The organism is Leptolyngbya sp. NIES-2104 (genome assembly GCF_001485215.1).
Lineage (GTDB): Bacteria > Cyanobacteriota > Cyanobacteriia > Leptolyngbyales > Leptolyngbyaceae > Leptolyngbya.
The window spans coordinates 2,788,216-2,813,568 of the sequence record NZ_BBWW01000001.1 but is presented as its reverse complement, the minus strand read 5'-3'; the positions used below and the strand labels follow the sequence as shown (position 1 = coordinate 2,813,568).

General features: G+C 48.4%; 25 protein-coding genes and 2 tRNA genes. 16 read left to right on the top strand and 11 right to left on the bottom strand.

Features of this window, described 5'->3' with window-relative positions; translation table 11 throughout:
• Positions 1-82: 82 nt before the first annotated feature.
• Together NIES2104_RS13095 and NIES2104_RS13090 are read right to left on the bottom strand one after the other, a co-directional pair.
• Positions 83-1,339 (bottom strand): leucine-rich repeat domain-containing protein, encoded by a 1,257-nt coding sequence (locus NIES2104_RS13095; protein WP_058998621.1) that lies wholly within the window; start codon positions 1,337-1,339, stop codon positions 83-85.
• A 132-nt stretch (positions 1,340-1,471) separates the two neighbouring features.
• Positions 1,472-1,639 (bottom strand): hypothetical protein, encoded by a 168-nt coding sequence (locus NIES2104_RS13090; protein ID WP_156426948.1) that lies wholly within the window; start codon positions 1,637-1,639, stop codon positions 1,472-1,474.
• Positions 1,640-1,645: 6 nt separating this feature from the next.
• Here NIES2104_RS13090 and NIES2104_RS13085 point away from each other — a divergent pair, with 6 nt between their 5' ends.
• The 3 genes from NIES2104_RS13085 (at position 1,646) to NIES2104_RS13075 (ending at position 2,824) form a co-directional block, all read left to right on the top strand.
• Positions 1,646-1,960: a DUF433 domain-containing protein gene (locus NIES2104_RS13085; RefSeq protein WP_058998619.1), complete on the top strand. Its 315-nt coding sequence runs from the start codon at positions 1,646-1,648 to the stop codon at positions 1,958-1,960.
• A 15-nt stretch (positions 1,961-1,975) separates the two neighbouring features.
• Positions 1,976-2,323, top strand: a complete 348-nt coding sequence (locus NIES2104_RS13080; protein WP_058998618.1) for a DUF5615 family PIN-like protein — start codon at positions 1,976-1,978, stop codon at positions 2,321-2,323.
• A 300-nt stretch (positions 2,324-2,623) separates the two neighbouring features.
• Positions 2,624-2,824: a hypothetical protein gene (locus tag NIES2104_RS13075; RefSeq protein ID WP_058998617.1), complete on the top strand. Its 201-nt coding sequence runs from the start codon at positions 2,624-2,626 to the stop codon at positions 2,822-2,824.
• 50 nt (positions 2,825-2,874) lie between these two features.
• Here the strand turns inward: NIES2104_RS13075 and NIES2104_RS13070 are convergent.
• From NIES2104_RS13070 to NIES2104_RS31770, 4 genes are all read right to left on the bottom strand, one after another.
• A tRNA-Thr gene (locus NIES2104_RS13070) sits at positions 2,875-2,946 on the bottom strand.
• A 10-nt stretch (positions 2,947-2,956) separates the two neighbouring features.
• A tRNA-Tyr gene (locus NIES2104_RS13065) sits at positions 2,957-3,038 on the bottom strand.
• 57 nt (positions 3,039-3,095) lie between these two features.
• Positions 3,096-4,646 (bottom strand): NAD(P)H-hydrate dehydratase, encoded by a 1,551-nt coding sequence (locus tag NIES2104_RS13060; RefSeq protein WP_339375121.1) that lies wholly within the window; start codon positions 4,644-4,646, stop codon positions 3,096-3,098.
• A gap of 49 nt (positions 4,647-4,695) precedes the next feature.
• The gene (locus NIES2104_RS31770; protein ID WP_156426947.1) at positions 4,696-4,845 is read right to left on the bottom strand and encodes a hypothetical protein; all 150 of its coding nucleotides are present in this window, start codon (positions 4,843-4,845) and stop codon (positions 4,696-4,698) included.
• Positions 4,846-5,125: 280 nt separating this feature from the next.
• On the opposite strand from NIES2104_RS31770, the gene NIES2104_RS13050 reads away from it, so the two are divergent.
• On the top strand, positions 5,126-6,598 hold the full coding sequence (locus tag NIES2104_RS13050; RefSeq protein WP_059001702.1) for a TldD/PmbA family protein: 1,473 nt from the start codon (positions 5,126-5,128) through the stop codon (positions 6,596-6,598).
• Between the two features lie 177 nt (positions 6,599-6,775).
• Entirely contained in the window at positions 6,776-8,116 is a 1,341-nt protein-coding gene (locus NIES2104_RS13045) for a TldD/PmbA family protein (protein ID WP_058998615.1), read from the top strand.
• Between the two features lie 50 nt (positions 8,117-8,166).
• Here NIES2104_RS13045 and NIES2104_RS13040 read toward each other — a convergent pair whose 3' ends face one another.
• Together NIES2104_RS13040 and NIES2104_RS13035 are read right to left on the bottom strand one after the other, a co-directional pair.
• The gene (locus tag NIES2104_RS13040; RefSeq protein WP_058998614.1) at positions 8,167-9,813 is read right to left on the bottom strand and encodes an iron uptake porin; all 1,647 of its coding nucleotides are present in this window, start codon (positions 9,811-9,813) and stop codon (positions 8,167-8,169) included.
• Positions 9,814-10,001: 188 nt separating this feature from the next.
• Positions 10,002-11,408, bottom strand: coding sequence for a hypothetical protein (locus NIES2104_RS13035; protein WP_058998613.1), 1,407 nt, complete (start codon positions 11,406-11,408; stop codon positions 10,002-10,004).
• 145 nt (positions 11,409-11,553) lie between these two features.
• On the opposite strand from NIES2104_RS13035, the gene NIES2104_RS13030 reads away from it, so the two are divergent.
• The 4 genes from NIES2104_RS13030 (at position 11,554) to NIES2104_RS13015 (ending at position 14,445) form a co-directional block, all read left to right on the top strand.
• On the top strand, positions 11,554-11,943 hold the full coding sequence (locus NIES2104_RS13030) for an SHOCT domain-containing protein (RefSeq protein WP_058998612.1): 390 nt from the start codon (positions 11,554-11,556) through the stop codon (positions 11,941-11,943).
• Positions 11,944-12,462: a ComEA family DNA-binding protein gene (locus NIES2104_RS13025; RefSeq protein ID WP_058998611.1), complete on the top strand. Its 519-nt coding sequence runs from the start codon at positions 11,944-11,946 to the stop codon at positions 12,460-12,462.
• Positions 12,463-12,464: 2 nt separating this feature from the next.
• Entirely contained in the window at positions 12,465-13,568 is a 1,104-nt protein-coding gene (locus NIES2104_RS13020) for a tRNA (guanine-N1)-methyltransferase (protein WP_058998610.1), read from the top strand.
• A gap of 412 nt (positions 13,569-13,980) precedes the next feature.
• Positions 13,981-14,445, top strand: a complete 465-nt coding sequence (locus NIES2104_RS13015; protein WP_058998609.1) for a GNAT family N-acetyltransferase — start codon at positions 13,981-13,983, stop codon at positions 14,443-14,445.
• Positions 14,446-14,535: 90 nt separating this feature from the next.
• On the opposite strand, the gene NIES2104_RS13010 is transcribed toward NIES2104_RS13015, so the two are convergent.
• Positions 14,536-15,918, bottom strand: a complete 1,383-nt coding sequence (locus NIES2104_RS13010) for an acyltransferase (protein ID WP_058998608.1) — start codon at positions 15,916-15,918, stop codon at positions 14,536-14,538.
• 454 nt (positions 15,919-16,372) lie between these two features.
• On the opposite strand from NIES2104_RS13010, the gene NIES2104_RS13005 reads away from it, so the two are divergent.
• The gene (locus tag NIES2104_RS13005) at positions 16,373-16,657 is read left to right on the top strand and encodes a hypothetical protein (RefSeq protein WP_156426946.1); all 285 of its coding nucleotides are present in this window, start codon (positions 16,373-16,375) and stop codon (positions 16,655-16,657) included.
• A gap of 50 nt (positions 16,658-16,707) precedes the next feature.
• Positions 16,708-17,520: a bifunctional hydroxymethylpyrimidine kinase/phosphomethylpyrimidine kinase gene (thiD, locus tag NIES2104_RS13000; protein WP_058998606.1), complete on the top strand. Its 813-nt coding sequence runs from the start codon at positions 16,708-16,710 to the stop codon at positions 17,518-17,520.
• 21 nt (positions 17,521-17,541) lie between these two features.
• Here the strand turns inward: thiD and NIES2104_RS12995 are convergent, their stop codons facing one another.
• Positions 17,542-17,859: a DUF3067 family protein gene (locus tag NIES2104_RS12995; protein WP_058998605.1), complete on the bottom strand. Its 318-nt coding sequence runs from the start codon at positions 17,857-17,859 to the stop codon at positions 17,542-17,544.
• A gap of 254 nt (positions 17,860-18,113) precedes the next feature.
• Between NIES2104_RS12995 and petC the strand changes: the two genes are divergently transcribed.
• Both petC and petA read left to right on the top strand, forming a co-directional pair.
• Complete coding sequence (gene petC, locus NIES2104_RS12990; protein ID WP_058998604.1) at positions 18,114-18,653, top strand: cytochrome b6-f complex iron-sulfur subunit; 540 nt, start codon at positions 18,114-18,116, stop codon at positions 18,651-18,653.
• A 36-nt stretch (positions 18,654-18,689) separates the two neighbouring features.
• Positions 18,690-19,640, top strand: coding sequence for a cytochrome f (gene petA, locus NIES2104_RS12985; RefSeq protein WP_058998603.1), 951 nt, complete (start codon positions 18,690-18,692; stop codon positions 19,638-19,640).
• Positions 19,641-19,750: 110 nt separating this feature from the next.
• Here petA and NIES2104_RS12980 read toward each other — a convergent pair whose 3' ends face one another.
• Positions 19,751-19,939, bottom strand: coding sequence for a CsbD family protein (locus NIES2104_RS12980; protein ID WP_058998602.1), 189 nt, complete (start codon positions 19,937-19,939; stop codon positions 19,751-19,753).
• 221 nt (positions 19,940-20,160) lie between these two features.
• Between NIES2104_RS12980 and uvrB the strand changes: the two genes are divergently transcribed.
• The 3 genes from uvrB to NIES2104_RS12965 all read left to right on the top strand — a co-directional run bounded on the left by uvrB (position 20,161) and on the right by NIES2104_RS12965 (position 25,351).
• The gene (gene uvrB / locus NIES2104_RS12975; protein WP_058998601.1) at positions 20,161-22,164 is read left to right on the top strand and encodes an excinuclease ABC subunit UvrB; all 2,004 of its coding nucleotides are present in this window, start codon (positions 20,161-20,163) and stop codon (positions 22,162-22,164) included.
• Positions 22,165-22,455: 291 nt separating this feature from the next.
• Positions 22,456-24,114 carry a chaperonin GroEL gene (gene groL, locus NIES2104_RS12970; protein WP_058998600.1) on the top strand — a complete coding sequence of 553 codons (1,659 nt, stop codon included), beginning with the start codon at positions 22,456-22,458 and terminating at the stop codon, positions 24,112-24,114.
• A 526-nt stretch (positions 24,115-24,640) separates the two neighbouring features.
• Positions 24,641-25,351, top strand: a complete 711-nt coding sequence (locus NIES2104_RS12965; RefSeq protein ID WP_058998599.1) for a Crp/Fnr family transcriptional regulator — start codon at positions 24,641-24,643, stop codon at positions 25,349-25,351.
• Positions 25,352-25,353 lie beyond the last annotated feature (2 nt).

Below are 25,353 nucleotides of genomic sequence, written 5' to 3'. Positions count from 1 at the left end.
TCGAAGTTGGGTAATCAGTTGTAACAGTTCAGCAGTGCTGGCATTGTTGATTTGATTGAAAGTATTGTTGCTGACTTGGTTGTTATCTCCCGTTGAGCCATTTGTTGGGGAAGGGGAGACCGTCGCCGAGGAGGGCTTCGAGGTGGTGTTGGATGGTTTTGCGGAGGGTTGAGAGTCCGCGATTGTCGGCGAGGTTGATCGGGGTGGGGGTGTGGAGGGCATCGAATTCGGCGCGGAGTTCGCGCAGGTTGAGGGTGCAGGTGCGGTTTTGTTTTTCGTTTTGGATTAAGAGGATCGGGCTGTTGTTGCTGAGGAGGCGGATGATGTTCAGCCAGTAGGGGTGGTCGGTGTCTTCTTTGCGGCTATCGGCGACGAGCAGGTAGAGCGATCGTTCGGTGAGGAAGAATTGGTGGGTTTGGTGATAGATTTCTTGTCCACCGAAGTCCCAGATGTTGATGCAGTAGGGTTTGCCGTTGGTTCCGGTGAATTCCCATTTGAGGATGTCGATGCCTTGGGTGGAAGTATCTTCGGTTTCGGGAGTGAGTTTGTAGTCGGAGTTTAAGAGTTTTTGGGCGAGGCTGGTTTTTCCGGCTCCTCCTTCACCGACGATGAGGAGTTTGGCTTCGAGGAGGTGGGTGGTTTGGTCGGGGTCGCGGGTGGTGAAGTAGTAGTCGAGGATGGGTTTGGCGGCTGGAAGTTTGTGTCTCTCTCGTGTGGAGGAATCAGAATCTAAAATGTCCTTTGGAATGCTAAGCGGATTACGACGCAGGTCAAGTTCTTCTAGCTTAGGCAGTGATGTAATGGATGAAGGAATTTCTGTGATCTGGTTGCTATAGAGGTCAAGCCGTATAAGGTTAGTGAGTTGGGTGATCGCATCCGGGACGATCGTGATTTGATTGATAGAAAGATAAAGCTCCGGGAGATTCGTCAGTTGAGCGATCGCATCCGGGATGATTGTGATTTGATTGACAGAGAGGTGAAGCACTGCGAGATTCGTCAGTTGAGCGATTGCATCCGGGATAACTCTGATTTGGTTGCCAGAGAGGTAAAGCCCTATGAGACTCATTAGTTGAGTTAGTTGAGCAATCGTATCCGAGATGGTCGTGATTTGGTTGTCAGAGAGGTAAAGCCGGGTGAGATTGGTCAGTTGGGCAATCCCCTCTGGAATGACTGTAAATTGATTGCCAGAAAGATCAAGTATTTTTAGCCCGGTCAGCTTTCCAATCTCCGATGGCAACGACTCCAGCCCCTGCTGCGACAAATCAAGCACCTCCCAATCTTCCGCCGCTGCTTGGTCAATCAGCTTCAAGAGTTCGTCGTGAGTCATGAACTGAGACATAGGGCAACGAGTGACTAGCAGAACAAATGATTCGTCAAATTAGATACAGGGATAACATAGAAATCTCCTTGAGGCTTGAGAATTACGAAAAATATTTCGATTCTTTTCGCGACTCACTGTACAAGCCCTGAATCAGCGATCGCAATCACCTCGATCTTTCGCTAATTGGGCGATCGTACAGGGTGCAATCTGCGATCGCATTTCCGCAAATGTATCGATAATCATTGCGATCGCACTCTGCCAGCGATCGCGCTTCGTCAAACATGGCAATGCTAAAATGGCGACAAGTTGCACTTTCATCACCCCATGACTTTCCATTCGACCGACTACAAGTACATCAACCTCAGTGATGACCAGATTCCCTACATCGCTGGCACCACAATGAAAGTCGTCGAACTCATTACCGCTCACCTTACCTATGGCTGGAGTCCTGCCGAACTGCACTTTCAATATCCCCATATCTCCCTTAGCCAAATTTATTCCGCCCTTGCCTACTATTGCGATCACCAATCCGAAATCGACGCAGATATAAACCGCCGCCTGCAACTCGCTCAAGAACAACGCAAAGCTGCGGGAGCTTCCCCGATCGTCGCTAAGCTACGCGCCCAAGGGAAACTGTAATCCCCACAATTTGCCATGCCTGTAAACCTATACATGGATGAGAACGTTCCACGGCAAATTACGTTTGGGCTGCGCCTACGCGGAATTGATGTGCTCACTGTTCAGGAAGACGATCGCTCTAGCATTCTAGATCCAGAGGTACTTGCGAGAGCAACTGAGTTACAACGAGTTCTCTTTACCCGCGACGATGATTTTTTCGCGATCGCTGCAACTCATCTTCAAGCAGAAATTTCCTTCAGTGGCATTATCTACGCTCATCAGCAACTTGCCAGCATTGGCGATTGTGTAAGAGATCTTGAACTCCTTGCCACTGCTGGTGAGCTAGAAGATTTTGCGAATCGAATTGAATTCTTACCCCTATGAGATATAGAGATCGCCTCTTGATCACTAACATCTTCTAACATTTGCTTGACTAGCAAAAATAAATCCACTACTGTTTGGGATTAAGTTGTCCTGCTGCGTCTGTGACGACCGATCCAGAAACGAAGCCGCGCCGCCCAAAGTTGTCTCACCAACTCTGAGCGACTAACCTCCAATGCTGTATGCACCAGCACAGGAGGCTTGAGGGATGATAGCATCTCTGAGCCGCCCTGATTCATGCTGCAATTCAGGCGGCTTTGTTTTTGGGCTTTCTTCTCCGTTCAAAAGAGGAACCCAAAAACGATGAAATATTCCCTTGAAGCATTGCTATCGAGAGTTGATAGCAATGATGGACGCTTGCGAATGATTTTAGTCGGGACGAATGCTCAGATTGTTCAAACGATTCATCAACTGCATAGTTTAGGCTTTGCAGATGTGAATGATTGGAGTCCAGTCTTGCCGTTACCAAACTCAGATAGTTTGTTTAGCTTGCTGACCAGGTGAGCTATCGTGCGATCGTCTATTTCAAAATGCGATCGCAATCTCCTTTAACAAGCCCGTGACGAGGATTGAACTCGTGACCTCACCCTTACCAAGGGTGTGCTCTACCACTGAGCCACACGGGCAAACTGTGAATGGGCCGAGCTGGATTTGAACCAGCGTAGGCGTAGCCAGCGGATTTACAGTCCGCCCCCATTAACCACTCGGGCATCGACCCTTGCCATTCACAGGTATTTATCATAGCACAGGATTGTGGCGAACTCAGTCTAAAAATTTAGGATTTTTTAGATACTGCGATCGCTGGAATCAAAAATTGCGTCAAGGTATGAGCATCGACCCCAAGTTCTGTGCGGTGTTGAGCCGCCAGAATGCCCGCTTCAGCGTGCCACCAAGCAGCGGTTTGAGTTAAATCTAACAGCGAAATCTTGCTTTGAGCCGCTAGGTTTTGAGCCAGAAGCCCACCGAGTAGCCCGGTCAAAACATCGCCACTGCCACCACGAGCCAGCGCAGGCGTACTTTCGGGATTAATGCGGACTTGTCCTTCTGGAGCCGCGATCGCAATTCTCGCCCCTTTCAATAGCACGATCGCACCCGTCGATTTCGCGGCTTCTCTTACCGCAGTCGATCGACATTCAATTTCAATTTCTGGAAATAACCGCTTGAATTCTCCCAAGTGCGGAGTCAAAATCGTTGGAGCTTGGCGGTTCTGTAAGGTTGGAACAGTTCCAAGCTGAGACAAGCCATTGAGTCCATCAGCATCCAGCACCATTGGACGATCGCTGTTTAAGATCTTCTCGACAATTGGCGCGGCATCTAAGGTTAAACCGGGACCGCAAGCGATCGCATCGAACGCACTCAAATCGAGGTCAGGAAGATGAGCGATCGCGCCCGATTCAGTTTCAGGACAGCCGATAATCAGAGCTTCGGGAAGGTGAGAAGAGAGCATCGGTTTGAGCGATTCGGGAACTGCGATCGACAACATCCCAACCCCGCTCGATCGTGCTCCCAATCCTGTGAGAAGTGCCCCACCCGCATATCGACGCGAACCGCAGATTAAGAGCGAGTGCCCCATCTTATATTTGTGAGTCGAGGCGGGACGTTTCAGCGGTAGAGCAGACATTGCCCAGTCTGGAGTGATGCGCTGAATTGGAGCCGGATCGCCCAGAATTGCAGCAATGTCAGCCAGTGGAATATCGAAATCGATCAGTTCAGCTTGTCCGACAAATTCTAAGGCGTTGTCTTGAAGTAAACCGAGTTTCCATAAGCCAAGACAAAGGGTATGAGTTGCTTTGATGGCAGTTCCGAGGGCTTGACCTGTATCGGTGTGCAACCCAGAGGGAAGATCGATGCTGACGATCGGTAAATTCCATTCATTGATGCGATCGACCATCGCAGCGATTGGATCTTCAAGCGATCGCGTTAATCCAAATCCGAATAAGCCATCGATTAGGAAATTGGACGATCGCAAACTTTCAATCTCTGATTCACAGGAAATTCCTAGGCTTTTTGCATACTGTAAATGGCTGGCGGTCAAGTCTTTGCAGTGGGAAAAGGGACAGCACAACCGCACTTCATAGCCTCGGAAATGTAACTCTCGCGCCACGACGAGGGCATCTCCGCCATTGTGACCGGAGCCGACGAGAATTCCAACTTTGCAAGGTGGGAAGAGTTCGGTAATGCGATCGCTCAATCGTCCCGCGACTTTTTCCATCAGAGCCGCAACGGGCATCCCCGCATCGAATAGACGTTGCTCGATCGAGCGCATTTGATCCGCAGTGACAATCATCCGGCGAATTTGCTCTAGCCTGAACTCTGGAGAACTCACAATCCAAATCCAATCACAGCACTCTCAGGCTACCAAGCAAATTGAAACTCTACGAGCTTTTTGGCTCCATCAATCGAAGGAACATAAAGGTCGCCACAAAGAAGAACGGCACGAAAAACCAATCCGGTGAATTTCGGTAGACCCAAATCATGAGAACCAGCCAGCAAATCAAGCTGAACAGGGCGAGAAGATCACGCATTGAGTACCTCGGTGATTTCCAGGGAATATTTTTATTCTTCAGCAGTCTTACTGAACGCTCAGACAAAATTTCGACTGAATCGATTAAGTCTTCGTGAAGATTCTCGTCATACTCGCACCGCAACTCAGGAATCCAGCCCGTACTAGATCTACCGAACTCCGAAAATTTACACATCTCACCAATGAGAGACACTGTGAATACGGACTGAGCCAAATCACACATGACCCGGAAACGAAACGACTTCGCTAAAATAGATGAAAACCAGCGCGAGGCTTGCTTGATGCAATCACCGACTCTTTTAATCTCTAAAGAGCTACCCAGCTTGAACTATTCCTACACCCCCGATCGGTTCGACGAAACGTGGGAGGCTCCCTTGTCGATTCTGCTTGGATTGGGACGAGCGGCTGGAGCAGATTTTATTGAATTTTTCTTGGAGCGTGTCAACTACATTAGCTGCATGGCAGAAGATGACGCGATTACCAGTATTTCGCCGCGATTGGCGACGGGTGCAGGGGTACGAGTCTTTCGCGGTAAGGCGGATTGCTACGTTTCGACGAACGATTTATCGTTTAACGGACTGAAAGCCGCATTGGAAAAAGGGTTGTCGATTATGGGCTTGCATTTGCCTGCTCCGAATTCGTTCATTCCAGAAATTCACCTCGAACTGTTGCGCGACTATGCCACCAAGAAAGGCAAAGAGGCGTGGCTCGGTCAGTCGAGTTCGATGCGGGAAATGGGCGATGTGTTGCTGGCAGCGAATGGATCGCTTTCTGAGAAAGCAAATCATGTCCAATCTCGTCGGGCGGTGTATTTCCGCGATTGGCAAGAAGTTTTAGTTGCGGCAAGTGATGGCACGTTTGCGCGGGATATTCGGTTGACGCAATCGGTGGGATATAGCTTGCTGTGTGCGGATGGGACGAATCGATCGTCGATCAATAAGCGCGTTGGCAGCACGAGCGAACCGGATTTTCTCAGAACTTGGAATTATGCGATCGATGCTGAAGAAGTGGCAGAATCCGCCGCGAAAATGCTGTACGCGGAGTATGTTGAGTCGGGTAATTATCCGGTCATTATGGCGAACGAATTCGGCGGCGTGATTTTCCATGAAGCGTGTGGTCATTTGCTCGAAACGACTCAGATCGAGCGGAAGACGACTCCGTTTGCTGAGAAGAAAGGCGAAAAGATTGCCCACGAAAATCTGACCGCTTGGGATGAAGGCATTACGACTGATGCGTTTGGCACGATCGATATGGACGACGAAGGAATGCCCGCTCAGCGCACGTTGCTGATCGAGAACGGCATTCTGAAGAACTTTATTTCCGATCGCGCAGGATCAGTACGAACCGGACATCCGAGAACCGGAAGCGGTCGCCGTCAAGGATATACTTTCGCTGCTGCAAGCCGGATGCGGAATACCTATATTGCTCCGGGTGAGTATGAGATTGATGACTTGTTTGCGTCGATCGAGAAAGGAATCTACTGCAAAAAGATGGGCGGCGGTAGTGTTGGCGCGACCGGACAGTTTAACTTTGCGGTGGATGAAGCGTATTTGATCGAAAACGGCAAAGTGACGAAACCGCTGAAAGGAGCCACCTTGATCGGGGAAGCGACCGAAATCATGGATAAGATTTCGATGTGTTCTAAGGATTTGGGATTGGCGGCGGGTTTCTGTGGATCGGTCAGCGGTAGCGTGTATGTCACGGTCGGACAACCGCATTTGAAGGTGGATTCGATTACCGTGGGCGGGCGTTAGAAAATAACTGTGGGGCAGGCATCTTGCCTGATCCCCGGTGGCGGGCAAGATGCCCACCCCACAATGATGCAGCTATTTCAGCAACTTACATAACCCCGTCTCTACGTCGTCGGGTAAACGCAGAATCGATCGCATTCAAAAATTGAACAGGTAGACAAATTCCCTGGAGCATAAAACATGGCAAAGGTTCAAGACATTGCAGCGGCAGCCCAAGAAGCCGCGAAGAAACTTGGAATTGAGAAATTCGATATTTACGGATCGTCGATCGATGAAACCAGTGTGCAAGTCGATCAAGGCGAACCGCAACAGATGAAAGCCTCTCAGCGATCGGGCGTGACGGTGCGCGTTTGGAATGAAGATCATACGGTTGGCGTGACTTCGACCACGGATGTTGATCCGATCGGATTAGAACTTGCATTAAAGACTGCGAAAGAAGCTAGCTATTTTGGCGTGAAGGACAACGTGCCCGATTTCAGCCCGGAATCGACAGCCCAAACGGCTGAAGTAAAAAGCGAACATCTTCCCCAAGCTCCGGTTTCTCAACTGTTGGAAACGCTGATTAAAGCTGAAAAAGAACTATTAGAAGCGCATCCCGCGATCGCGGGTGTTCCCTACAACGGATTGGCGCAACGGGATATCGATCGCTTTTATCTCAATAGTCAGGGTGCACTGCGGCATGAGGCACATTCTTATGCGTCGTTGTACCTGTACACCAAGACCGAGGAAGAAGGTCGCAAACCTAGAAGTGCAGGCGCGTTTCGGGTGAGTCCGGGAATCGAAAAGCTCGATGTCGAAGGCTGTCTCAAAGAAGCCGCAGAAAAGACGATCAGCCACTTGAACTATGACAAGGTGAAAACGGGTAAATATCGGGTAGTATTTTCGCCGGAAGCCTTTTTGAGTTTGATCGGGGCGTTTTCTAATCTGTTTAATGCTCAGAGCATTTTAGATAAGCAGAGTCTTTCGACTGTGGAATCGTTGGGAAGTGCGATCGCGTCTCCGCTCCTGTGTTTGGATGACAATGCTTTGCATCCTGAAAATATTGGTGTAGAGGCGTTTGACGGCGAAGGGACTCCGACTCGCGCTATTCCTTTGATTAAGAATGGTGTGTTGTCGAACTTTCTACATAGTTCAGGAACGGCGAAACGAATGAATGCTCAGCCGACCGGACACGCGAATATGGGCGCAAAAGTTACAGTAAGTCCGCATTTCTTTCATGTGTATGCAGGGGAACCCGCAGCACAGGAATATAGTTTAGAGAATGCAGACAACTTGATTTTGATTGATGATGTGAGTGCGCTTCATGCGGGAGTTCAGGCACTACAGGGTTCATTCTCGCTGCCGTTTGATGGGTGGTTGATTCAGGATGGTAAGCGTACCAGTATCGAATCGGCGACGGTTGCAGGTGATATTCGCGAGGTGCTGAAGTCGATTATCTATGTCGAGAAAGAGACAGAATTCACAGGCTCAGGAGTGGCTCCGAGAGTTTGGGTGGATGAATTGTCGATTACTGGCGAATAGGTGACTGATAGGAAAACGATCGAAGAATTCTTCGATCGTTTTCCTTAAGGTTAAAACGTAAACGTTGTCCGAATCGTACCAATCACAATGTCATCATTGCGGTTGTCATGATTTGGAGCCGTTAACCAGATGATTCCAGGCGTGATGGCGATGTTGTCGTTCAGTTGGAATTGATAGAAACCTTCAACGTGCAGTGAAGTATCTCGATCGCGTCCCACCGCAGACCCAAATGCGCCTCTCGCTCCCGTTACTCTCGGTTCCATCCCGACAATCACACCTGCAACACTGCCCTTTTTGAGAAAGTCAGGAACCGCTAAACCCACTGCCCAGTTCCAAATATCGAGCGTTCCGCGTGCACCCGATTGCAACGATCGAGCATTTGTATAGCCAACTGAGCCATTGAGTACTAATTGCGGCGCGATTTGGAAGGTCGCAGAAACCCCGTACGCATTCGCGATCGTCGGTACGTTGTCTGCTAAAAATCCGGTTTCAGCCAGCGATCGGAAATTGGCGCGAGTACTTCCAACCGCACCATTTCCAGAGTAATCAACGTTGTAGGCATTGATATAGGTTAAACCGATTCCCAGACGTTCACTCGGACGGAACGTGAGTTGAGCCATTGCCCCATAAGAGCCGTTAAATAATCCGCTGCCTGCTGCCGGAGAATTCGGCTCACCGGAGAGATAACCCAAACTCAGTTCTAGAGCTTCTCCGAATTTGTGGCGCAGTCCTAATCCAGTTCCACTGGTGCCATTACCGAGGTAGTAGATTGAGTTGCGGGTGCCAAAGTGTGACAGCGCACCGGAGCCACCATCGCCGTCGAGAAAGGGATTGAGCGTATCGGTAAAGTCATCGATCGCGCCTGCATTCGCTTCGAGCACGACGGTTGTATTTTCGCCGATCGGGAATGTGTAGTTCAACGCATCCAGCCCGATCTCATTATTTTCTCCGCCCGCAAATCGTAATGAGCCTTCATTAGTCAATTGGTCGCCGTTCAAATTCGCGGGTAGTCCTGAAAGATTTGCTGCTTGTAATCGCGTTCTTAAATTGTCGCGTCCGGTGAAGCTTGTATCAAAGTTTAAGCGAACTCGATTGCCGACGATCGTATTACGAGAAACGCGATCGGCAACTTCGACGCTACCAACTCCAGGGACAAATTCCCGGCGGATAAAGTCCCGACCTGCGGCGGCTCCAGTGATTCCTAAGACGACTTCAGCGTTTAGTTTAGTCGTGGTCGAGAATTGCTGTTTTTCGAGTGTGGTTGTTCTTGCTTCTAAGGCATCAACGCGACCGCGAATCGTTGCGAGTTCTGCGGCGAATTGTTCTTGAAGTTTTTGCAGCGTGGCTAAATCTTCTTTTTTCACCAGATCAGCGGTCGAAGCGGCGATCAGTTCGTTGACGCGATCGAGACACGCATTCAATCCCGCTGCAAATTCAAATCGAGTGAGCGCCCGATTTCCTCGATAAGTGCGATCGGGATACCCTGCAATACAGCCATAGCGCTCTACTAGAGATTGCAATGCTTGAAATGCCCAGTCGGTCGGGCGCACATCAGAAAGCTGAGAAACTGAAGTGACTTGTGATAACGGTTCGGGTTTGCTCAAGTCTGCAACGTTCGGAGTTTCATTTGCGGTAGCGCTCGACGCAATGCTGACACCCGCTGCTAAGACTAGGGAATGAATTAAAAATTTTGGCATGACCAGTTTTCCTTACACCAATAACTAGAAATGGCGATCTCGACACGCAAGATCATTTTGATAATAGGTCTTATTGTCAAATGAATCGCAATAAATTTGCTTTGCCTTAATTTTTTCTTAGTTTGAATAAGAACTTTAATACGACAGGCTGTAAAACTAAACACCACATCTTTTGAGAATTAGTTTCATTAATTCTTGTTTTGAGAGATTGCAGAAGGTGTCACAGTGCCAAACGTCATCGAATCGAGTTCATTGATCAATTTCAGCGTTTGAGTGCGGCGAACATTGGAATCTGAGGGCTGTTTTGCTAACCAAGCGATCGCACTCGGTTTTCCTTGTTGAGATGCCAACCGCAACGCTGCCCACATCTGCACATCGGATCGCGCAGGATCAAAGTTAAGTGCGGCATTGATGCGTTTTTGCACTCGACCCGGATCGAACTTGAGCATGTCTAGCACTTCAGTACGATCGCTCTCTCGATTCTGTACAAATTGAATTGCCCGTTCCCAGCGTCCGTCGAGTAGATTTGCTAAAACTTGCTGTCCTGAATTTGCCCAAGGTTGGTCGGCTTGGGTTTTCGTAACTTTGGCATGACGCGCCACGAGATCCATCTGGGCTTGAGCATTCATTGTCCAATCAGAACCGATCTGACGCTTCACGGATTGCATATATTCCAAAGCGTTTGACCAAAGACCGCTTCGAGCGAGAAATAAAGCGTCTACAAAGGCTCCATTGTTCGACTTCAGTCCGCTTTCGCTTAGAGAAATCGGCTGGAGTTGAAACGGAATATTTTTACGCTTTACCGATCGCAGTTGATACACCTGAAAATCTGGCTCTAATCCAACCGTCTGATTGATGACCATTTCCGCTGGACGACCTTTTGGAACGGCTTGCCAGCTTGGAAGTTCACCATCAGGACTTGTCCAAGACAGCATCACGCTCATCGCCGTGGTGGTCGGATTGTAATAGACCACTTGACCATAAGCGATCGACGAATCGCCCTGTTTTAATTTGCCGTTTAGAGTTAACCAAGCTCCATTTCGAGGTGCACGATCTTCAAAGCGGTAGACCGTTGTGAACGGCACTGGGCGATCGGAACTCGGATTAATCACACGAGCGCGAACGAGCGGTTCAGTAACAAAATCTTCGCGCAGTTCCCGCACCTCGATTTGATTGACGAACTGAAGGGCTTCTTTTTTGTTCGGAGTGGGATTGAGAACTAATCGGTATGCACGCAGTTCTGTTAAGCGATCGTCTCCATCCTGTCCCGGTTTGAAAATGGGAATGAGCAAGTCTGTTTGTTTCTTCTTGTCTTTGAGGGCAGTCTCGACCTGAATCGGTTCTCCTGCAAACAATCCCGATTTACGAAGATCCGAATGAATCTCTTGAATTGTTTTCGGGTCATCCCAAGCACTGACCGGGATTCGGGCTTGTTTGGGTAGATAGCGGTTCATCCACACAACTGATCGCGGATCGATGATGAACTGGGTACTGAGCCACGCACTCGATGCCACTAAACCCGCTGCGGATGCGATCGCACAAAAAACCCCGATCGATCTCCAAGGAACTTTACCTTTCGGTGACTGCAACTTCATAACACAATTTGAGAAACTGCCCCTTCTTTGAATGGTATATGCGTCTTGATATTTTCGAGCGAATTTCCCTCTGTGGATAATTGCGAACGGTCGCGACTTGGCAAAACTTCGTTATAGTGAAAGCCACCGAATCGCAGTGGGTTTTATGCTGGGGAATGCGAAAAGTCGAAGAGTTGCGGCACTGTTAGCGATCGTGGGAGCCGTTCCGGTGTTTGGTGGCTTTCATCTGGTCGGCTTGCACAAGCTCTATTTAGGACAGCGCTGGTGGTGCTTGATTTATTTAGCTCTGGCACTCACAGGCAGCAAAATCGCGTGGATTGCAGCGCTATTTGATGCGGTATTCTATCTGATTCAGAATCCTGATGAGTTCGATGTGAATTTTAATGATGAAGCGATCGCGCTCGATGTGTCAGCCAATCCCGTTGTGAGTGTGTCGGAAAGTTTGCGTGAACTCGATCAGCTTCGAGAAGATGGTTTAATTTCAGAATACGAATTTGAACAAAAACGCCGGAAATTGCTCGATCGAATTAAATAAATGCTCAATTGGTTCTCGAACGCGCTACTGAAATCTAAAATCCAAAACGATCCGTATTATCGCTTTCAATCGTTGGCGGAGATTCGGATTGCAGCAGATTTAGGAATTCAAATCGATGTGAATCAGGCAAGTGTCGATGATTGGTTGAGATTGCCCGGATTATCGATTCATCAGGCGAAAACATTGACGCAATTGAGCGAATTCGGGGTGCAATTTCTCTGTATCGAGGATGTTGCCGCAGCGATCGGAGTTTCGTTGCAGCGAATGAAACCGTTAGAACCTGTGATGAAGTTTTGCTACTACGATCCAGAAAGTTTGCAGCAGATTCAGCGCGTAAATTTGAACACAGCAACGGTGAATGAACTGTTGCAGATTCCAAATATTCGATCGGTGTTGGCAAGAGCGATCGTGAGAAATCGTCAAGTTCAAGGCAACTACAAAAACCTAGTCGATTTGCAACAGCGGCTTTCACTTCCGAGTTCTGCGATCGCTGAATTGATGCACTATCTCCGATTTTGAACATGACGATCGAAGGAAAAGCCACGTTCACGATCGGTAGTGCATTCTACAATCCCAATGCTGAAACGGTGAGAGATTTAGCGGTTCTTGCAGCAGCGGTCTATCGGCGCGATCGCGGATCTTTACGAGTGTTAGACGCGATGGCAGGATGCGGAGTTCGATCGCTGAGATACGCGATTGAAAGTCAAGCTGATTTTGTCTGTGCAAATGATAGTAATTCGGACACTCAAACAGTACTGCGGGAGAACTTAGCGCAATTACCACCGGAGCAATATCAAATTAGCGATCGAGATGCAATCCGAGTGTTTTTCGATTGCTATAACCATCAGAATTACTATGACTTAGTCGATGTGGATGGCTTTGGTTCTCCGGTTCCGTATGTTCATGCGAGTTTAAGCGCTTGTGCCATTAATGGACTGATCTATCTAACGAGCACCGATGGACGAACTGTAACCGGACGTGCCCCGGATAATTGTGTGGCGGACTATGGCGCGATCGCTCGAATTCATCCCGCCGCGCATGAACAAGGATTGCGACTAATTCTAGGCAATGTGCAACAACAAGCCGCATCACGCGGAATGGGTATCATCCCCGTGTTTTCCTATTTCACAGGTCAAACTTATCGCGTGATGGTGCGGTTAGTTTCCTCGATTCAATTGACTGAGCAGAACTATGGATTTTTAGGGTTTTGTCATGAGTGCGGCACTTATCAGAAAGTCGAGTGGCGAAAACTAGGTCGATCGCAGTGTTCGTTAGATAGTCGATCGCTGGTTCTGAGTGGTGCAATGTGGTTAGGTCATCTGCATGATGCGGGTCAAATTGCCCAAATGATCGAATTGGCAAAAGATTGGAACTGGACAGCACAGATTCGATTATTAGAACTGATGTCTATGGAAGCAGAAATGCCGCCGTACTTCTATACATTGGGCGAGATTGGACGACGCGGAAAATTAGACATTCCAAAATCGAATTATTTGATCCAAACCTTGCGGGATTGGGGACACCGGGCGAGTTTGACGCACATCGATCGAGAAGCGATTAAAACCGATGCCGATTTACCGACTTGTATTCGAGCGGCAAAATCATTCGCCTTTCGTCGAAGTTAAGTTGACTAAACTGCGGGGTACAGATTACCCTGGAAATAGGAATAACCAAAATTTGAGAGTTTTGAATTCCGATCGCTCTATAAGCAAAAAAGCAATTTTAGTTTGGTTTTTGAAATTGCTTTCACGCCCAAAGGCAGTAAACACGGTGATTTTATGCACTATCTAAAAGAAGTTCCAGACATATAGCGGGCATTGTCAGGAAGCACAATTTAGTGATTTGCAGTTGGAATTAAAACAATTTGAATCGTTGTATTCTGATGTGTTCTAGATAACAGATCGGAACCGATGGGTTTTTAGTGTTTGTTCTGATTCGGTGTAATGTTGTATTGCATCCGACGCTTTGTTGTGCGATCGAATCGTTTTCACGTTCCAAGTTTGATTCTTTGTCGCACTTAAAAAGGAAAAATTTTGCATGTTATCCGTTGATGTAAATGTTGCCTATCGTGTTGCAACATCCAAAGACGTTGATGTTTTGCTTGAATTGGTCGAGGAGTTTCACAAAATTGAAAAACTCCCATTTGATCCAGTTCTCGATCGCGTTTCACTCCAGCAATTTCTGAGTAATCCCGCACTAGGACGAGTCTGGCTCATTACCGAGCGCAATCGCGTTATTGGTTACGTTGCCGTTACGTTCAGCTACAGTATTGAGTTTCGTGGGCTAGGTGCGTATATCGATGAGTTGTATCTGCGTTCTGCTCATCGCGGACAAGGAATCGGAAGTCAAACCTTGAAGTTTGTTGAGCAATATTGTCGATCGCTCAATATTCCGACCCTTGCGCTCTCGGTGCATGAAGACAATGAACGCGCCTACAAGGTCTATCGCAAGGCAGGGTATGACGATCGCGGTTATCAATTGATGATGAAAGCGATCGCGTAGGATGCTTTGAAGATGGCTCACTTCGTTGTACTCCCGCCCGAAATTTATTTCAGGGCGGGATGGAATCGGAGCGCAGAGACTTTGAATACTCTATTTCACCTGTAACGCCTGATCTTGTTTCAAATCGTTTTGATTGACCCAAATCGTTCTTTGACCATTCGAGATCCGGCACAGATAAAACGCTTTATCGTGGATAACCTGCTCGACTTTCTGAATCGTCCAGCCCGGTTTTCCACGGTAAAGCACCGCCTCGCCAATTTTCGGAACCCACGATCCGATCTTGGCGATCGGTGTTAATCGAGCATCTGTATAGTGCCAAAGCGCGATCGCACTTCGCTCAATCCAAGGCGTAATCCGATCGGCAATCACAGCCAATCCCAATGTTCCAAATACCATCCAAGGTAGCACTTGATAGTACAGCGGAAGCTGATTCTGCACATAGAGATTCAACGTCCGATCGATGACAAAGTTGTGAATCAGAAAGTAACTATAGCTATGAAGTCCGAGCCACACCATCACCGCACCGAGATTTAAGCGATCGCTGAAAAATCGGAACACCACCATACAGCAAAGTGTTAAACCGACTGCAAGCAAGAAATCATCGAAAATCCAGCCGAATCGATAGAACTGTGCCACAAAGCCGATCGCATAAATCGCAACTCCAACAATCAAAGCTCTAGACGATCGCCAGAAAATGACTCCTTTACCTTGTGAATACTGACGTGCAACAATCATGCCCAGAACAAAAGTACTGAGTTTTGCAATGAAGTGTACGAATGGTTGCCAACCTGCGGCAGCAGATACGATCGCGTAAGTCGGATGTCCCTGAAACACATACACGGCAAGGGCGCGATAGGCAAACGTGATCACAGTACTGACAATCAATAAGTTGCGCGAACCCCAACGATTGATCAAATACCAAAGTACCGGGAAGATCAATGCAAAACTAATAATCAGCGGCACAAACCACCAAGGACCACTAGTGGGAAGCAACAGGTCGCCACCATAGTCAAACAAAATCGGAAAAGACATTCCTGCAAAGGTATGCCACGCGTCGGGAATATAGCTATTTGTCCATTTCCCAATGATCCATAGCACGGGATACGACAACCAAGCCACTGTCCAAAACGGCATCAAAATTCGGAGTAACCTGCGCTTGAGAAAGCGACCGACCTCGATCGGTTTTCCTTTCAACGACAGCACTAAACTAAAGCCGCTAATCAAGACAAACACATCAACGAACTGATAACCGAACCAAACAGGTAAGCTTAACGCCTGAGTGATCCAACTGTCCCCAAGTTGACGAGTTGCCGAAAAAAGCTGCTGAAGATTTGCAATCAAGCCAGTCGGCTGAGGCGTAAAAGCGTATTTTGTAAACAGAAGTTGAGCGTGATAGAACAGCAGAAACACCGCTGCAAAAATCCGAATTCCTTCCAACCAAGCTAATCGTCTAAGTTTGTTCGCGTTAGCCATTCGTCTTATCTCTCCTCCGATCTAACCGTTGCCGTGACGAATTCCCCGTCTGAGTGTGGCATCGCAGCAACGTCATTTCTTAAAAATCAGCCAATTTATAGATTTATGTCCGGTGAATGATCGAAATTTCTAATTAGCCTGTCACTCTAGCATGACGGTAGCGAACCGCTTCATAGAATTTCATCTCACGCAAGAAAGACAGGTGCGAAACTAAAGAAATATCACTTAGAGCAAGCGATTTTAGAGCAACACAATCGCCGCTCAAAACTCTCCGGAGCTGCGAACACGATCGCCGTAACTAAACTGTAAGCTTCCGTACAAGTCGCTCGTAGAACCCGTACATTTACGCAATGGTGTTCACAGTAGAAAATAAAAATCCCAGATCCTACCGTACAGATCCCTGGGCAAATCCGATTCAATCTGTGCAACACATATTCAAAAGGAAGTTATGAAAATGAAATTCACTACTCAAGACTTGTCGATGCTAGCAGACTTCCGCATCGATCGACTCAGACAGCTCTATCCTCAAACGTTGTCCGGTTGCCGACTAGAAACGAAATTTGCCGCGCTTTTGATCCACTGCTCTGAACCCTGGTGTGTCGATCAAGTGATCGAAGAACTCGATCGCCTCACAAAAGCATCTTGGATTATTCTCGGTGTGAAATCGATTTCGGTGTGCTACGCCGATGAAGAAATCTGCCGAGTGAAAGCGAACCGTCAAGCGTGCATGTCGAGATAAGCGAATGCACCGTTTACCATAGAAATGCCCCCTCTTGGTAAACCGAAACGATGCCCCTTCCTTCGATTCCGATCGCATTAACGATCGCAGGTTCTGACAGTGGCGGCGGTGCAGGAATTCAAGCCGACTTACGAACTTTTGCGTTTCATTGTGTCCATGGAACGAGCGCCCTCACCTGTATCACTGCACAAAACACGCTTGGTGTGACGCGAGTCGATGCGTTACCTCCAGAAGCAGTCACCGCACAAATTGAAGCCGTCCTTGAAGATATTGGTGTACAAGCGGCAAAAACTGGAATGCTGTTGAATGAAGAAATTATCACAGCCGTTTCCGAACAAGCTTCAAAGATTTCAAACTTAGTCGTTGATCCCGTGATGGTGTCGAGAACGGGAGCGCAGTTAATTGATGATTCAGCGATCGCGGCTCTCAAAACGCTCCTGATTCCACACGCACTAATTCTGACTCCCAATCGCTACGAAGCTCAACTCCTCAGCGGTATCGAAATTAATACGCTCGAAGATATGCAGAAAGCCGCTCAGCGCATTTTTGAACTGGGTGCGAAGTCGGTTCTCGTCAAAGGTGGCGGAATGCGGGATGAACTGCGTGGAGTCGATGTTTGGTTTGATGGAACTCACTGTGAAACGCTGGCAACTGAGCGAGTGGATACAAAGCACACGCATGGAACCGGATGCACTCTTGGGGCAGCGATTACGGCAAATTTGGCACAGGGGAAAGATTTGCGATCGTCCATCCAAGCCGCAAAACAATATGTCACGACTGCTTTGGAATATTCATTAGCGATCGGACAGGGGCAAGGTCCGGTCGGTCACTTTTTCCCGTTGATTCGCACACAGCAAGCGTGATTCAGTGCTCTCGCTTTCACCTCAAAAATCCTCTAGTAACCACTCCGAAGCTCGATCGCCTAAATCGATCGGGATACTTACCGCTTTTCCTTGTCTTGGACGTTCACGGGTTTTCTGAATGTAGGACTCGACTTGCTCGATCGCGCCCCAGCCCGCCAAATATTCCGCCACCTGATCCAGATGTTCCAAATATTCTGGCTCAGACAATGGAAACGATAACTGCTCCAGATACTTCCACATCACCTGGACAAAAAACTTTCCTTGCGTCCGTCTGACCTGGATGTCATACGATCGCCCCCACTTATTCAAAAGAAGTTGCCTTAGCTCTTGTCCTGTCATGATGGCGCAATCGTTATTTGTAACACTTTGTTAATTCAATTCACTCGCAAATGTGAATGTCAAGAAATGTATAATACACCTAAGAAACGCTACGAATGGCGGACTCTAAGGGATCTCTGGACAGACAGTTTAGACAAACTTGGAGCGTCACAGTGTAGCACCTCCATGTAAATTGATTTAAACACAGTGCTCTCAAAGCAGTTCTGCGCGAAATCTTTTGTCATCTTGCATTCGCAATCCCTAGAGAAGAAGTCATGGCTCAATTATCTGAATCTTCTGATGTCCCAAGCATGGGTCGTCGCCAATTTATGAACGCCTTGATGTTTGGCTCTGAAGCGTTGGTCGCGCTCGGTGCTTTATATCCAGTCGTCAAATACTTTATTCCGCCGTCGTCGGGTGGCGCATCCGGTGGAGTCACGGCAAAAGACGCGCTCGGTAACGATATCGTGGTCAGCGAATATCTCAAGTCCCATCCCGCAGGCGATCGCAATCTCGCTCAAGGGCTAAAAGGCGATCCGACCTATGTCGTTGTGACGAACGAAGGCGCGATCGAGAACTACGGGATTAACGCCGTTTGTACTCACCTCGGCTGTGTAGTGCCCTGGAACGCCAACGAAAACAAATTTATGTGTCCGTGCCACGGTTCACAGTATGACAACACCGGAAAGGTCGTTCGCGGTCCCGCTCCGTTGTCTTTGGCACTGGTTCACGCGAATGTAGACAACGACAAAATCGCGTTTACATCTTGGACAGAAACCGACTTCCGTACCGGCGACGATCCTTGGTGGGCTTAAGCCGTTGAGAACCCTTGCACAACAGAGAAACCAGAGATGAGAACCAGTTTTTTACGTAAAGCGATCGTCACGATTGCCGCGATCGCGACCTTCCTTGCCGGAAGTTTTTCCCTCCCTCAAGCGGCTTCTGCATATCCCATTTTTGCTCAAAGCCAGTACGAAAATCCCCGTGAAGCAACGGGTCGGATTGTTTGCGCCAACTGTCACTTAGGCGCAAAACCGACGGAATTAGAGCTTCCCCAATCGGTTCTGCCGGACACCGTGTTTGAAGCAGTGGTGAAAATCCCTTACGACACCAGTGTTCAACAAGTTCAAGGTGACGGAAGTAAAGGACCGCTCAACGTCGGTGCAGTGTTGATGCTGCCGGATGGCTTCAAGCTGGCTCCTGAAGACCGCATGACCGAAGAGCAAAAAGCAAAAGCTGAAGAACTTTACATTCAGCCGTACAGCGATGCTCACCCGAACTGGCTTGTCGTCGGTCCAATTCCGGGCGAACAGTATCAGGAAATTGAATTCCCGGTGCTGTCTCCTGATCCGAATGCTGATAAGTCTCTGCGTTTTGGAAAGTACCCGATTCACGTCGGCGGCAACCGTGGACGCGGGCAGGTTTATCCGACCGGACAAAAGAGCAACAACGCAGTTTATAACGCTTCGGTGTCGGGAACGATTAGCGCGATCGACAAAACCGAAGAAGGCGGCTACAGCGTTCAAATCACTGAAGAGAACGGAACCGTCGCAACCGACGAAATTCCCGCGGGTCCTGATCTGTTAGTTGCTCAAGGTGACGCAGTGAAGGCAGGCGATCCGTTGACCGGTAACCCGAACGTGGGTGGATTTGGTCAAATCGATAAGGAAATCGTGCTGCAAAGCCCCGATCGGATTAAGGGACTGTTGGCGTTCTTCGCGATCGTCACGCTGACCCAAATTTTCTTGGTGCTGAAGAAGAAACAAGTCGAGCGCGTTCAAGCTGCCGAGATGAACTTCTAAGCGATTGGAATCAAATGCTAAACCGGGATAAGTTATCCCGGTTTTTTCATGCAAAAAAGACGATCGTATTGAGCGATCGCCTGATTGAGGTTATTGGGGTGGGACGTTAACTATGCACGATCGACAACATCTTTCGCTGCATCTTTCACATCTTCCTTAGCATTGCGAGCTGCTGCTTCGGTCTGTTTTGCTTTTCCTTCCATCTTGTCGCCAGGGTCGCCAGTCACGTTACCCATTGCTTCTTGTGCTTTTCCTTCGATGTTTTTAGCAGCAGCTTTAGCCTTATCTTCTAAGCTCATGATTTTCTCCTAATAGTTTTAGATAGTGTTTGTTGGTATCGCTACCAACTGTATCGAATTTAACGGTTTTATCTGGGGTAGAACTCTAGCAGAAGGGTGATTGCGATTCAGAACAACATTTCCTAAAGATAGAGATCCCCGAAACGATCAATCGCGGTCCCCGACACCGCAATCCCCCAGAGAGAAACGCTAAAATTGAGGTAACTCTCTCTGATTTGAAAATGGCAGAATTTAACATTCAAGCCCCGTTTGAGCCGATGGGCGATCAGCCAAGCGCGATCGCAAGTCTGGTTAAGAGTATCAATGCTGGAAATCGTTTTCAAACGCTGCAAGGTGCGACCGGAACTGGAAAAACACATACGATCGCACGAGTGATTGACAAAGTTGGCAAGCCGACCTTATTGCTTGCACACAATAAAACTCTTGCGGCACAGCTTTGTAATGAGTTGCGCGAATTTTTTCCGCACAATGCCGTTGAGTATTTTGTGAGTTATTACGACTACTATCAACCAGAAGCTTATATTCCGGTAAGTGATACCTACATCGAAAAGACCTCTTCGATCAATGAAGAGATTGATATGTTGCGGCACTCGGCGACTCGATCGCTGTTTGAACGCCGCGATGTGATTGTGGTGGCTTCGATTAGCTGTATCTATGGTTTGGGAATTGCATCGGAATACCTCAATGCGTCGATTCGGCTGAGAGTGGGTGAAGAAATCAATCAGCGGCAAGTCTTACGCGATCTCGCCTCGGTACAGTATTCGCGGAATGATTTAGATCTTGGTCGCGGAAAATTTCGAGTCAAAGGCGATGTTTTAGAAATTGGTCCAGCTTACGAAGATCGAATTATTCGAGTCGAATTCTTTGGCGATGAGATTGATGCCATTCGCTATGTTGATCCGGTCACAGGCGCAACGCTTCAAAGTATGGAAGCGGTCAGCATTTATCCGGCTCGTCACTTTGTCACTCCCGAAGATCGATTGCAGATTGCTTGTGATGAGATTGAACTAGAGCTAAAACAGCGCTTAGTAGAACTCGAATCGCAAGGAAAATTACTCGAAGCACAACGCTTAGAGCAACGCACTCGGTATGATTTAGAGGTCTTGAGAGAAGTTGGTTTTTGTAACGGTGTTGAGAACTACTCAAGACATCTTGCCGGACGCAATCCAGGAGATGCGCCGGAGTGTTTGCTGAATTATTTCCCGAAAGATTGGTTATTGGCGATCGATGAATCTCACGTCAGCATTCCGCAACTCCGAGGGATGTACAACGGCGACCAAGCGCGGAAGAAGGTTTTAATCGATCACGGTTTCCGTTTACCGAGTGCTGCCGATAACCGTCCGCTTAAAGCTGAAGAATTTTGGGAAAGAGTCAATCAGTGCGTCTTTATCTCAGCAACTCCGGGCGATTGGGAATTAGAAATCTCTGAAGATCGCATCGTCGAACAAGTGATTCGACCGACTGGAGTGGTTGATCCCGAAATCTATGTGCGTCCGACTCAAGGACAGGTCGATGACTTGCTGCATGAAATTCAAACGCGAGTCGAAAAGCGCGAAAGAACGCTGGTGACAACGCTGACAAAGCGGATGGCGGAAGATTTGACCGAATACTTCCAAGAACGCGGAGTTCGGGTGAGATACTTGCACTCAGAAATTAACTCGATCGAGCGAATCGAAATTCTTCAAGAACTCAGAGAAGGCACATTCGATGTTTTGATCGGGGTGAACCTGCTGCGGGAAGGATTGGACTTACCGGAAGTTTCCCTAGTTGCGATTCTCGATGCCGATAAAGAAGGATTCTTGCGGGCGAAGCGATCGCTAATTCAGACGATCGGACGAGCAGCGCGACATGTGGAAGGGAAAGCGATTCTTTATGCCGATAACCTGACCGATAGTATGGCAGCCGCGATCGATGAAACCGAGCGACGACGAACGATTCAGTTGGAATACAACGAGAAACACGGGATTGTTCCGAAACCGATTATCAAGAAGTCAAGTAATGCAATCTTGGCGTTTTTGGAAGTTTCTCGCCGCTTAAATTTGCAGGAATTAGAGCAAGCCTACGAAAAATCGGACGAGATTCCGTTAGAGAACATTCCGACACTGATCACTCAGCTTGAAGCGCAGATGAAAGACGCAGCGAAAAAGATGGAGTTCGAGGAAGCAGCGAAATATCGCGACAAGATTAAGCATTTGCGCGATAAATTGTTGGGCAATCGGGCTTAGAGACTGTTTGAGATATCTTCGTTTGTTGCCATACCCCGCCCTGAAATGAATTTCGGGCTAATTGTGGAAAGTCTACTGAAGTAGACTGGGAGCCAGTTTGAAGTTCTTAGTCCATTTCAATGGACTTGCGCCGATTAGCCCGAAATTTATTTCAGGGCGGAACCGCAACGCAGCGAAGAGACTGTCTGATGGTTGCGATCGCGTTCCTTCATACGGTTTTCCGATCATGAATCGTTTAGCACTCTGGCTCAGTGAGTGCTAAATTTCTAGGTGGAGAACTGGCTATAACTTATGGCGAAGATTGTTGTCTTTGATGAAGCGTCTCGGCAGGCGCTAGAACGTGGCGTAAATGCACTTGCAGATGCGGTACGAGTCACGCTCGGTCCACGCGGTCGAAATGTACTGCTCGAAAAGAAATTTGGCGCACCTCAGATTATTAACGATGGAGTCTCGATCGCGAAAGAGATCGAACTCGAAGACCCGCTCGAAAACACAGGAGCCGCGTTAATTCGGGAAGTCGCTTCTAAAACGAAAGATTTGGCTGGAGACGGCACCACGACTGCAACTGTTCTCGCTCAAGCGATGATTCGAGAAGGCTTAAAGAACGTCGCAGCCGGGACAAATCCAATTAGCTTACGGCGCGGAATGGATAAAGCGATCGCGAAACTCGTCATCGAGATTCAAGCAGTCGCAAAACCCGTCGAAGGACCAGAAATCGCTCAGGTCGCAACGGTTTCGTCTGGAAACGATGATGAAGTCGGTAAAATGATTCAATTCGCGATGGATCAAGTCGGTCGCGATGGAGTGATTACCGTTGAAGAATCGAAATCTTTGGCGACAGAACTCGAAGTCGTTGAAGGAATGGAACTCGATCGCGGTTATCTTTCACCCTATTTCGTCACTGACACCGAACGCTTGATCGTCGAATACGAAAACGTTGCAATTCTGCTTTGCGATAAGAAAATTGGTTCGATTCAAGAATTAGTTCCGGTGCTCGAACGAGTTGCAAGAGCAGGTCAACCGCTGTTAATCATTGCGGAAGATGTTGAAGGTGAAGCGCTGGCAACTTTAGTCGTGAACCGTCTGCGGGGCGTGTTGAATGTGGTCGCCATTAAAGCTCCTGGATTTGGCGATCGACGCAAACAAATGCTGCAAGATATCGCTGTTCTCACCGATGGACAAGTAATTTCTGAAGAAATCGGTCTGAGCTTGGATGCAGTTTCCGGTGAAATGCTTGGAACAGCGAGAAAGATCATTGTCACCAAAGATTCGACTACGATCGTTGCAGATAATGCAAGTAGCGACAACGTGCAGAAGCGCGTCGAGCAGTTGCGGCAAGAAGTGGCACGAAGTGATTCTGAGTACGACAAGGAAAAGATCACAGAGCGGATTGCAAAACTAGCAGGTGGAATTGCGGTGATCAAAGTGGGAGCCGCCACCGAAACCGAACTAAAGAACCGCAAGCTGCGAATCGAGGATGCGCTGAACGCAACAAAAGCGGCAGTCGCTGAAGGAGTTGTGCCGGGTGGTGGCGTTTCGCTGATTCACTTAGCGCCGAAGCTAGAGGAACTCAAGGCAAGTCTGAATGCCGAAGAGCAAATCGGTGTGGATATTGTGATTCGGGCGATCGATGCTCCGTTGCGTCAGATTGCGGACAACGCAGGTGTCGAAGGTGCGGTCGTCGTTGAGAAAGTGCGGGAAATGAGCTTTAACGAAGGCTACAACGCCATGACCAACGAATATGAGGATCTGTTAGCTGCGGGAATTGTTGATCCGGCGAAAGTCGTGCGATCGGCACTTCAAGACGCAGGCTCGATCGCAGGAATGGTTCTGACGACTGAAGCGCTTGTCGTTGAGAAGCCTGAGCCGAAATCCGCTGCTGCTCCCGATATGGGCGGCATGGGCGGTATGGGCGGTATGGGTGGCATGGGCGGTATGGGAATGATGTAGTTTCGCCCTTTGATTAGAAACAGTCGATCGATGTCGATCGACTGTTTTTTTATGAGTTCGAGGATTTGGGGAAGCAAATCAGGCGAGAACGAGCAGGCAGTTTCGGTAGGCATATCGACTTCAGTTCGACGAGTCTTCTCGCTTCGTTGCTGACTCGCCCCGGAATGGAATTCGGGGCTAATCGAACAAAGTCCACTGAAGGGGACTGAAGAGCAATCACGATGCGGTTTTTAGTCCCTGTAGAGGGACTTCGCACAGGTAGCCCCGAATTCTATTCCGGGGCGGGACTGAATCGGAGCGCAAAGAATCATCGAATTCACCTCACATGAAACGGTGTTCTCTCCACATTCCATACGGTTTTCTCCCCGTTCTGGAATTCGCTCGACTTGGAATAAACCGCCACAATAAAGAAAAAAGAATTTAACGTTAGCTTTGAGAATTCACCTTTGCACGAGGACTAGATGCGTCTACTTCTCGCGCTGTCGCTGATCTCGCTTACGCGCAGCTATTTGTGGAGTTTATTCTCATGTCTTCGATCGCGGCTTCTAGTGCGCTAGAAAATCGCCTGCTCCGAGCGCTTCCCCCAGAAATTTATCATCGATTAGCGATTCATTTTGAGCTTGTAACGCTGACGACTCAACAAATTCTTCATCCGATCGGGGAAGCCATTTCACACGTTTATTTTCCAATCCGATCGCTGATTTCGCTCACGACTTTGCTTTCAAATGGTTCGGTGCTCGAAGTCGGACTCGTCGGGCACGATGGCTTTATTGGAACTTCGGTTATTTTAGGACGGCGCGAGAGTGTCCAACAAGCGATCGTCCAAGTCGGGGATTCTGCGCTCCGCTTGCCGATTCAGCCCCTGTTAGACGAATTTGAACAAAGTCCTGCCTTACAAGCAATCTTATTAGAATATGTTCAAGTTTTATTGTTACAAACCTCTCAACTCGCAGCGTGTCATCGCTTTCATTCCATTCGGGAGCGTTTAGCACGACAGTTATTGCTTATTCAAACTGCCTTACAGATTGATGAATTCACGATTACCCATGAAGCGCTGGCACAAATGTTAGGAACTCGGCGATCGGGGATCACCGTCGCGATCGGGGAACTTGCCCAGTTAGGGGCGGTTCGATCCAGTCGGGGACGGATTACAATTGCACAGCGGCAAACATTAGAAGCGATCGCTTGCGAATGTTATGCGGTGATTCAGGCAGAACGCGATCGCTTTCATCGATAACC

Excerpts from the sequence above, each read along its gene's own strand:
- NIES2104_RS13095 (WP_058998621.1), bottom strand. The coding sequence starts at position 1,339 with ATGTCTCAGTTCATGACTCACGACGAACTCTTGAAGCTGATTGACCAA.
- NIES2104_RS13090 (WP_156426948.1), bottom strand. The coding sequence starts at position 1,639 with ATGAAAGTGCAACTTGTCGCCATTTTAGCATTGCCATGTTTGACGAAG.
- NIES2104_RS13085 (WP_058998619.1), top strand. The coding sequence starts at position 1,646 with ATGACTTTCCATTCGACCGACTACAAGTACATCAACCTCAGTGATGAC.
- NIES2104_RS13080 (WP_058998618.1), top strand. The coding sequence starts at position 1,976 with ATGCCTGTAAACCTATACATGGATGAGAACGTTCCACGGCAAATTACG.
- NIES2104_RS13075 (WP_058998617.1), top strand. The coding sequence starts at position 2,624 with ATGAAATATTCCCTTGAAGCATTGCTATCGAGAGTTGATAGCAATGAT.
- NIES2104_RS31770 (WP_156426947.1), bottom strand. The coding sequence starts at position 4,845 with ATGCGTGATCTTCTCGCCCTGTTCAGCTTGATTTGCTGGCTGGTTCTC.
- NIES2104_RS13050 (WP_059001702.1), top strand. The coding sequence starts at position 5,126 with ATGCAATCACCGACTCTTTTAATCTCTAAAGAGCTACCCAGCTTGAAC.
- NIES2104_RS13045 (WP_058998615.1), top strand. The coding sequence starts at position 6,776 with ATGGCAAAGGTTCAAGACATTGCAGCGGCAGCCCAAGAAGCCGCGAAG.
- NIES2104_RS13040 (WP_058998614.1), bottom strand. The coding sequence starts at position 9,813 with ATGCCAAAATTTTTAATTCATTCCCTAGTCTTAGCAGCGGGTGTCAGC.
- NIES2104_RS13035 (WP_058998613.1), bottom strand. The coding sequence starts at position 11,408 with ATGAAGTTGCAGTCACCGAAAGGTAAAGTTCCTTGGAGATCGATCGGG.
- NIES2104_RS13030 (WP_058998612.1), top strand. The coding sequence starts at position 11,554 with ATGCTGGGGAATGCGAAAAGTCGAAGAGTTGCGGCACTGTTAGCGATC.
- NIES2104_RS13025 (WP_058998611.1), top strand. The coding sequence starts at position 11,944 with ATGCTCAATTGGTTCTCGAACGCGCTACTGAAATCTAAAATCCAAAAC.
- NIES2104_RS13020 (WP_058998610.1), top strand. The coding sequence starts at position 12,465 with ATGACGATCGAAGGAAAAGCCACGTTCACGATCGGTAGTGCATTCTAC.
- NIES2104_RS13015 (WP_058998609.1), top strand. The coding sequence starts at position 13,981 with ATGTTATCCGTTGATGTAAATGTTGCCTATCGTGTTGCAACATCCAAA.
- NIES2104_RS13010 (WP_058998608.1), bottom strand. The coding sequence starts at position 15,918 with ATGGCTAACGCGAACAAACTTAGACGATTAGCTTGGTTGGAAGGAATT.
- NIES2104_RS13005 (WP_156426946.1), top strand. The coding sequence starts at position 16,373 with ATGAAATTCACTACTCAAGACTTGTCGATGCTAGCAGACTTCCGCATC.
- thiD (WP_058998606.1), top strand. The coding sequence starts at position 16,708 with ATGCCCCTTCCTTCGATTCCGATCGCATTAACGATCGCAGGTTCTGAC.
- NIES2104_RS12995 (WP_058998605.1), bottom strand. The coding sequence starts at position 17,859 with ATGACAGGACAAGAGCTAAGGCAACTTCTTTTGAATAAGTGGGGGCGA.
- petC (WP_058998604.1), top strand. The coding sequence starts at position 18,114 with ATGGCTCAATTATCTGAATCTTCTGATGTCCCAAGCATGGGTCGTCGC.
- petA (WP_058998603.1), top strand. The coding sequence starts at position 18,690 with ATGAGAACCAGTTTTTTACGTAAAGCGATCGTCACGATTGCCGCGATC.
- NIES2104_RS12980 (WP_058998602.1), bottom strand. The coding sequence starts at position 19,939 with ATGAGCTTAGAAGATAAGGCTAAAGCTGCTGCTAAAAACATCGAAGGA.
- uvrB (WP_058998601.1), top strand. The coding sequence starts at position 20,161 with ATGGCAGAATTTAACATTCAAGCCCCGTTTGAGCCGATGGGCGATCAG.
- groL (WP_058998600.1), top strand. The coding sequence starts at position 22,456 with ATGGCGAAGATTGTTGTCTTTGATGAAGCGTCTCGGCAGGCGCTAGAA.
- NIES2104_RS12965 (WP_058998599.1), top strand. The coding sequence starts at position 24,641 with ATGTCTTCGATCGCGGCTTCTAGTGCGCTAGAAAATCGCCTGCTCCGA.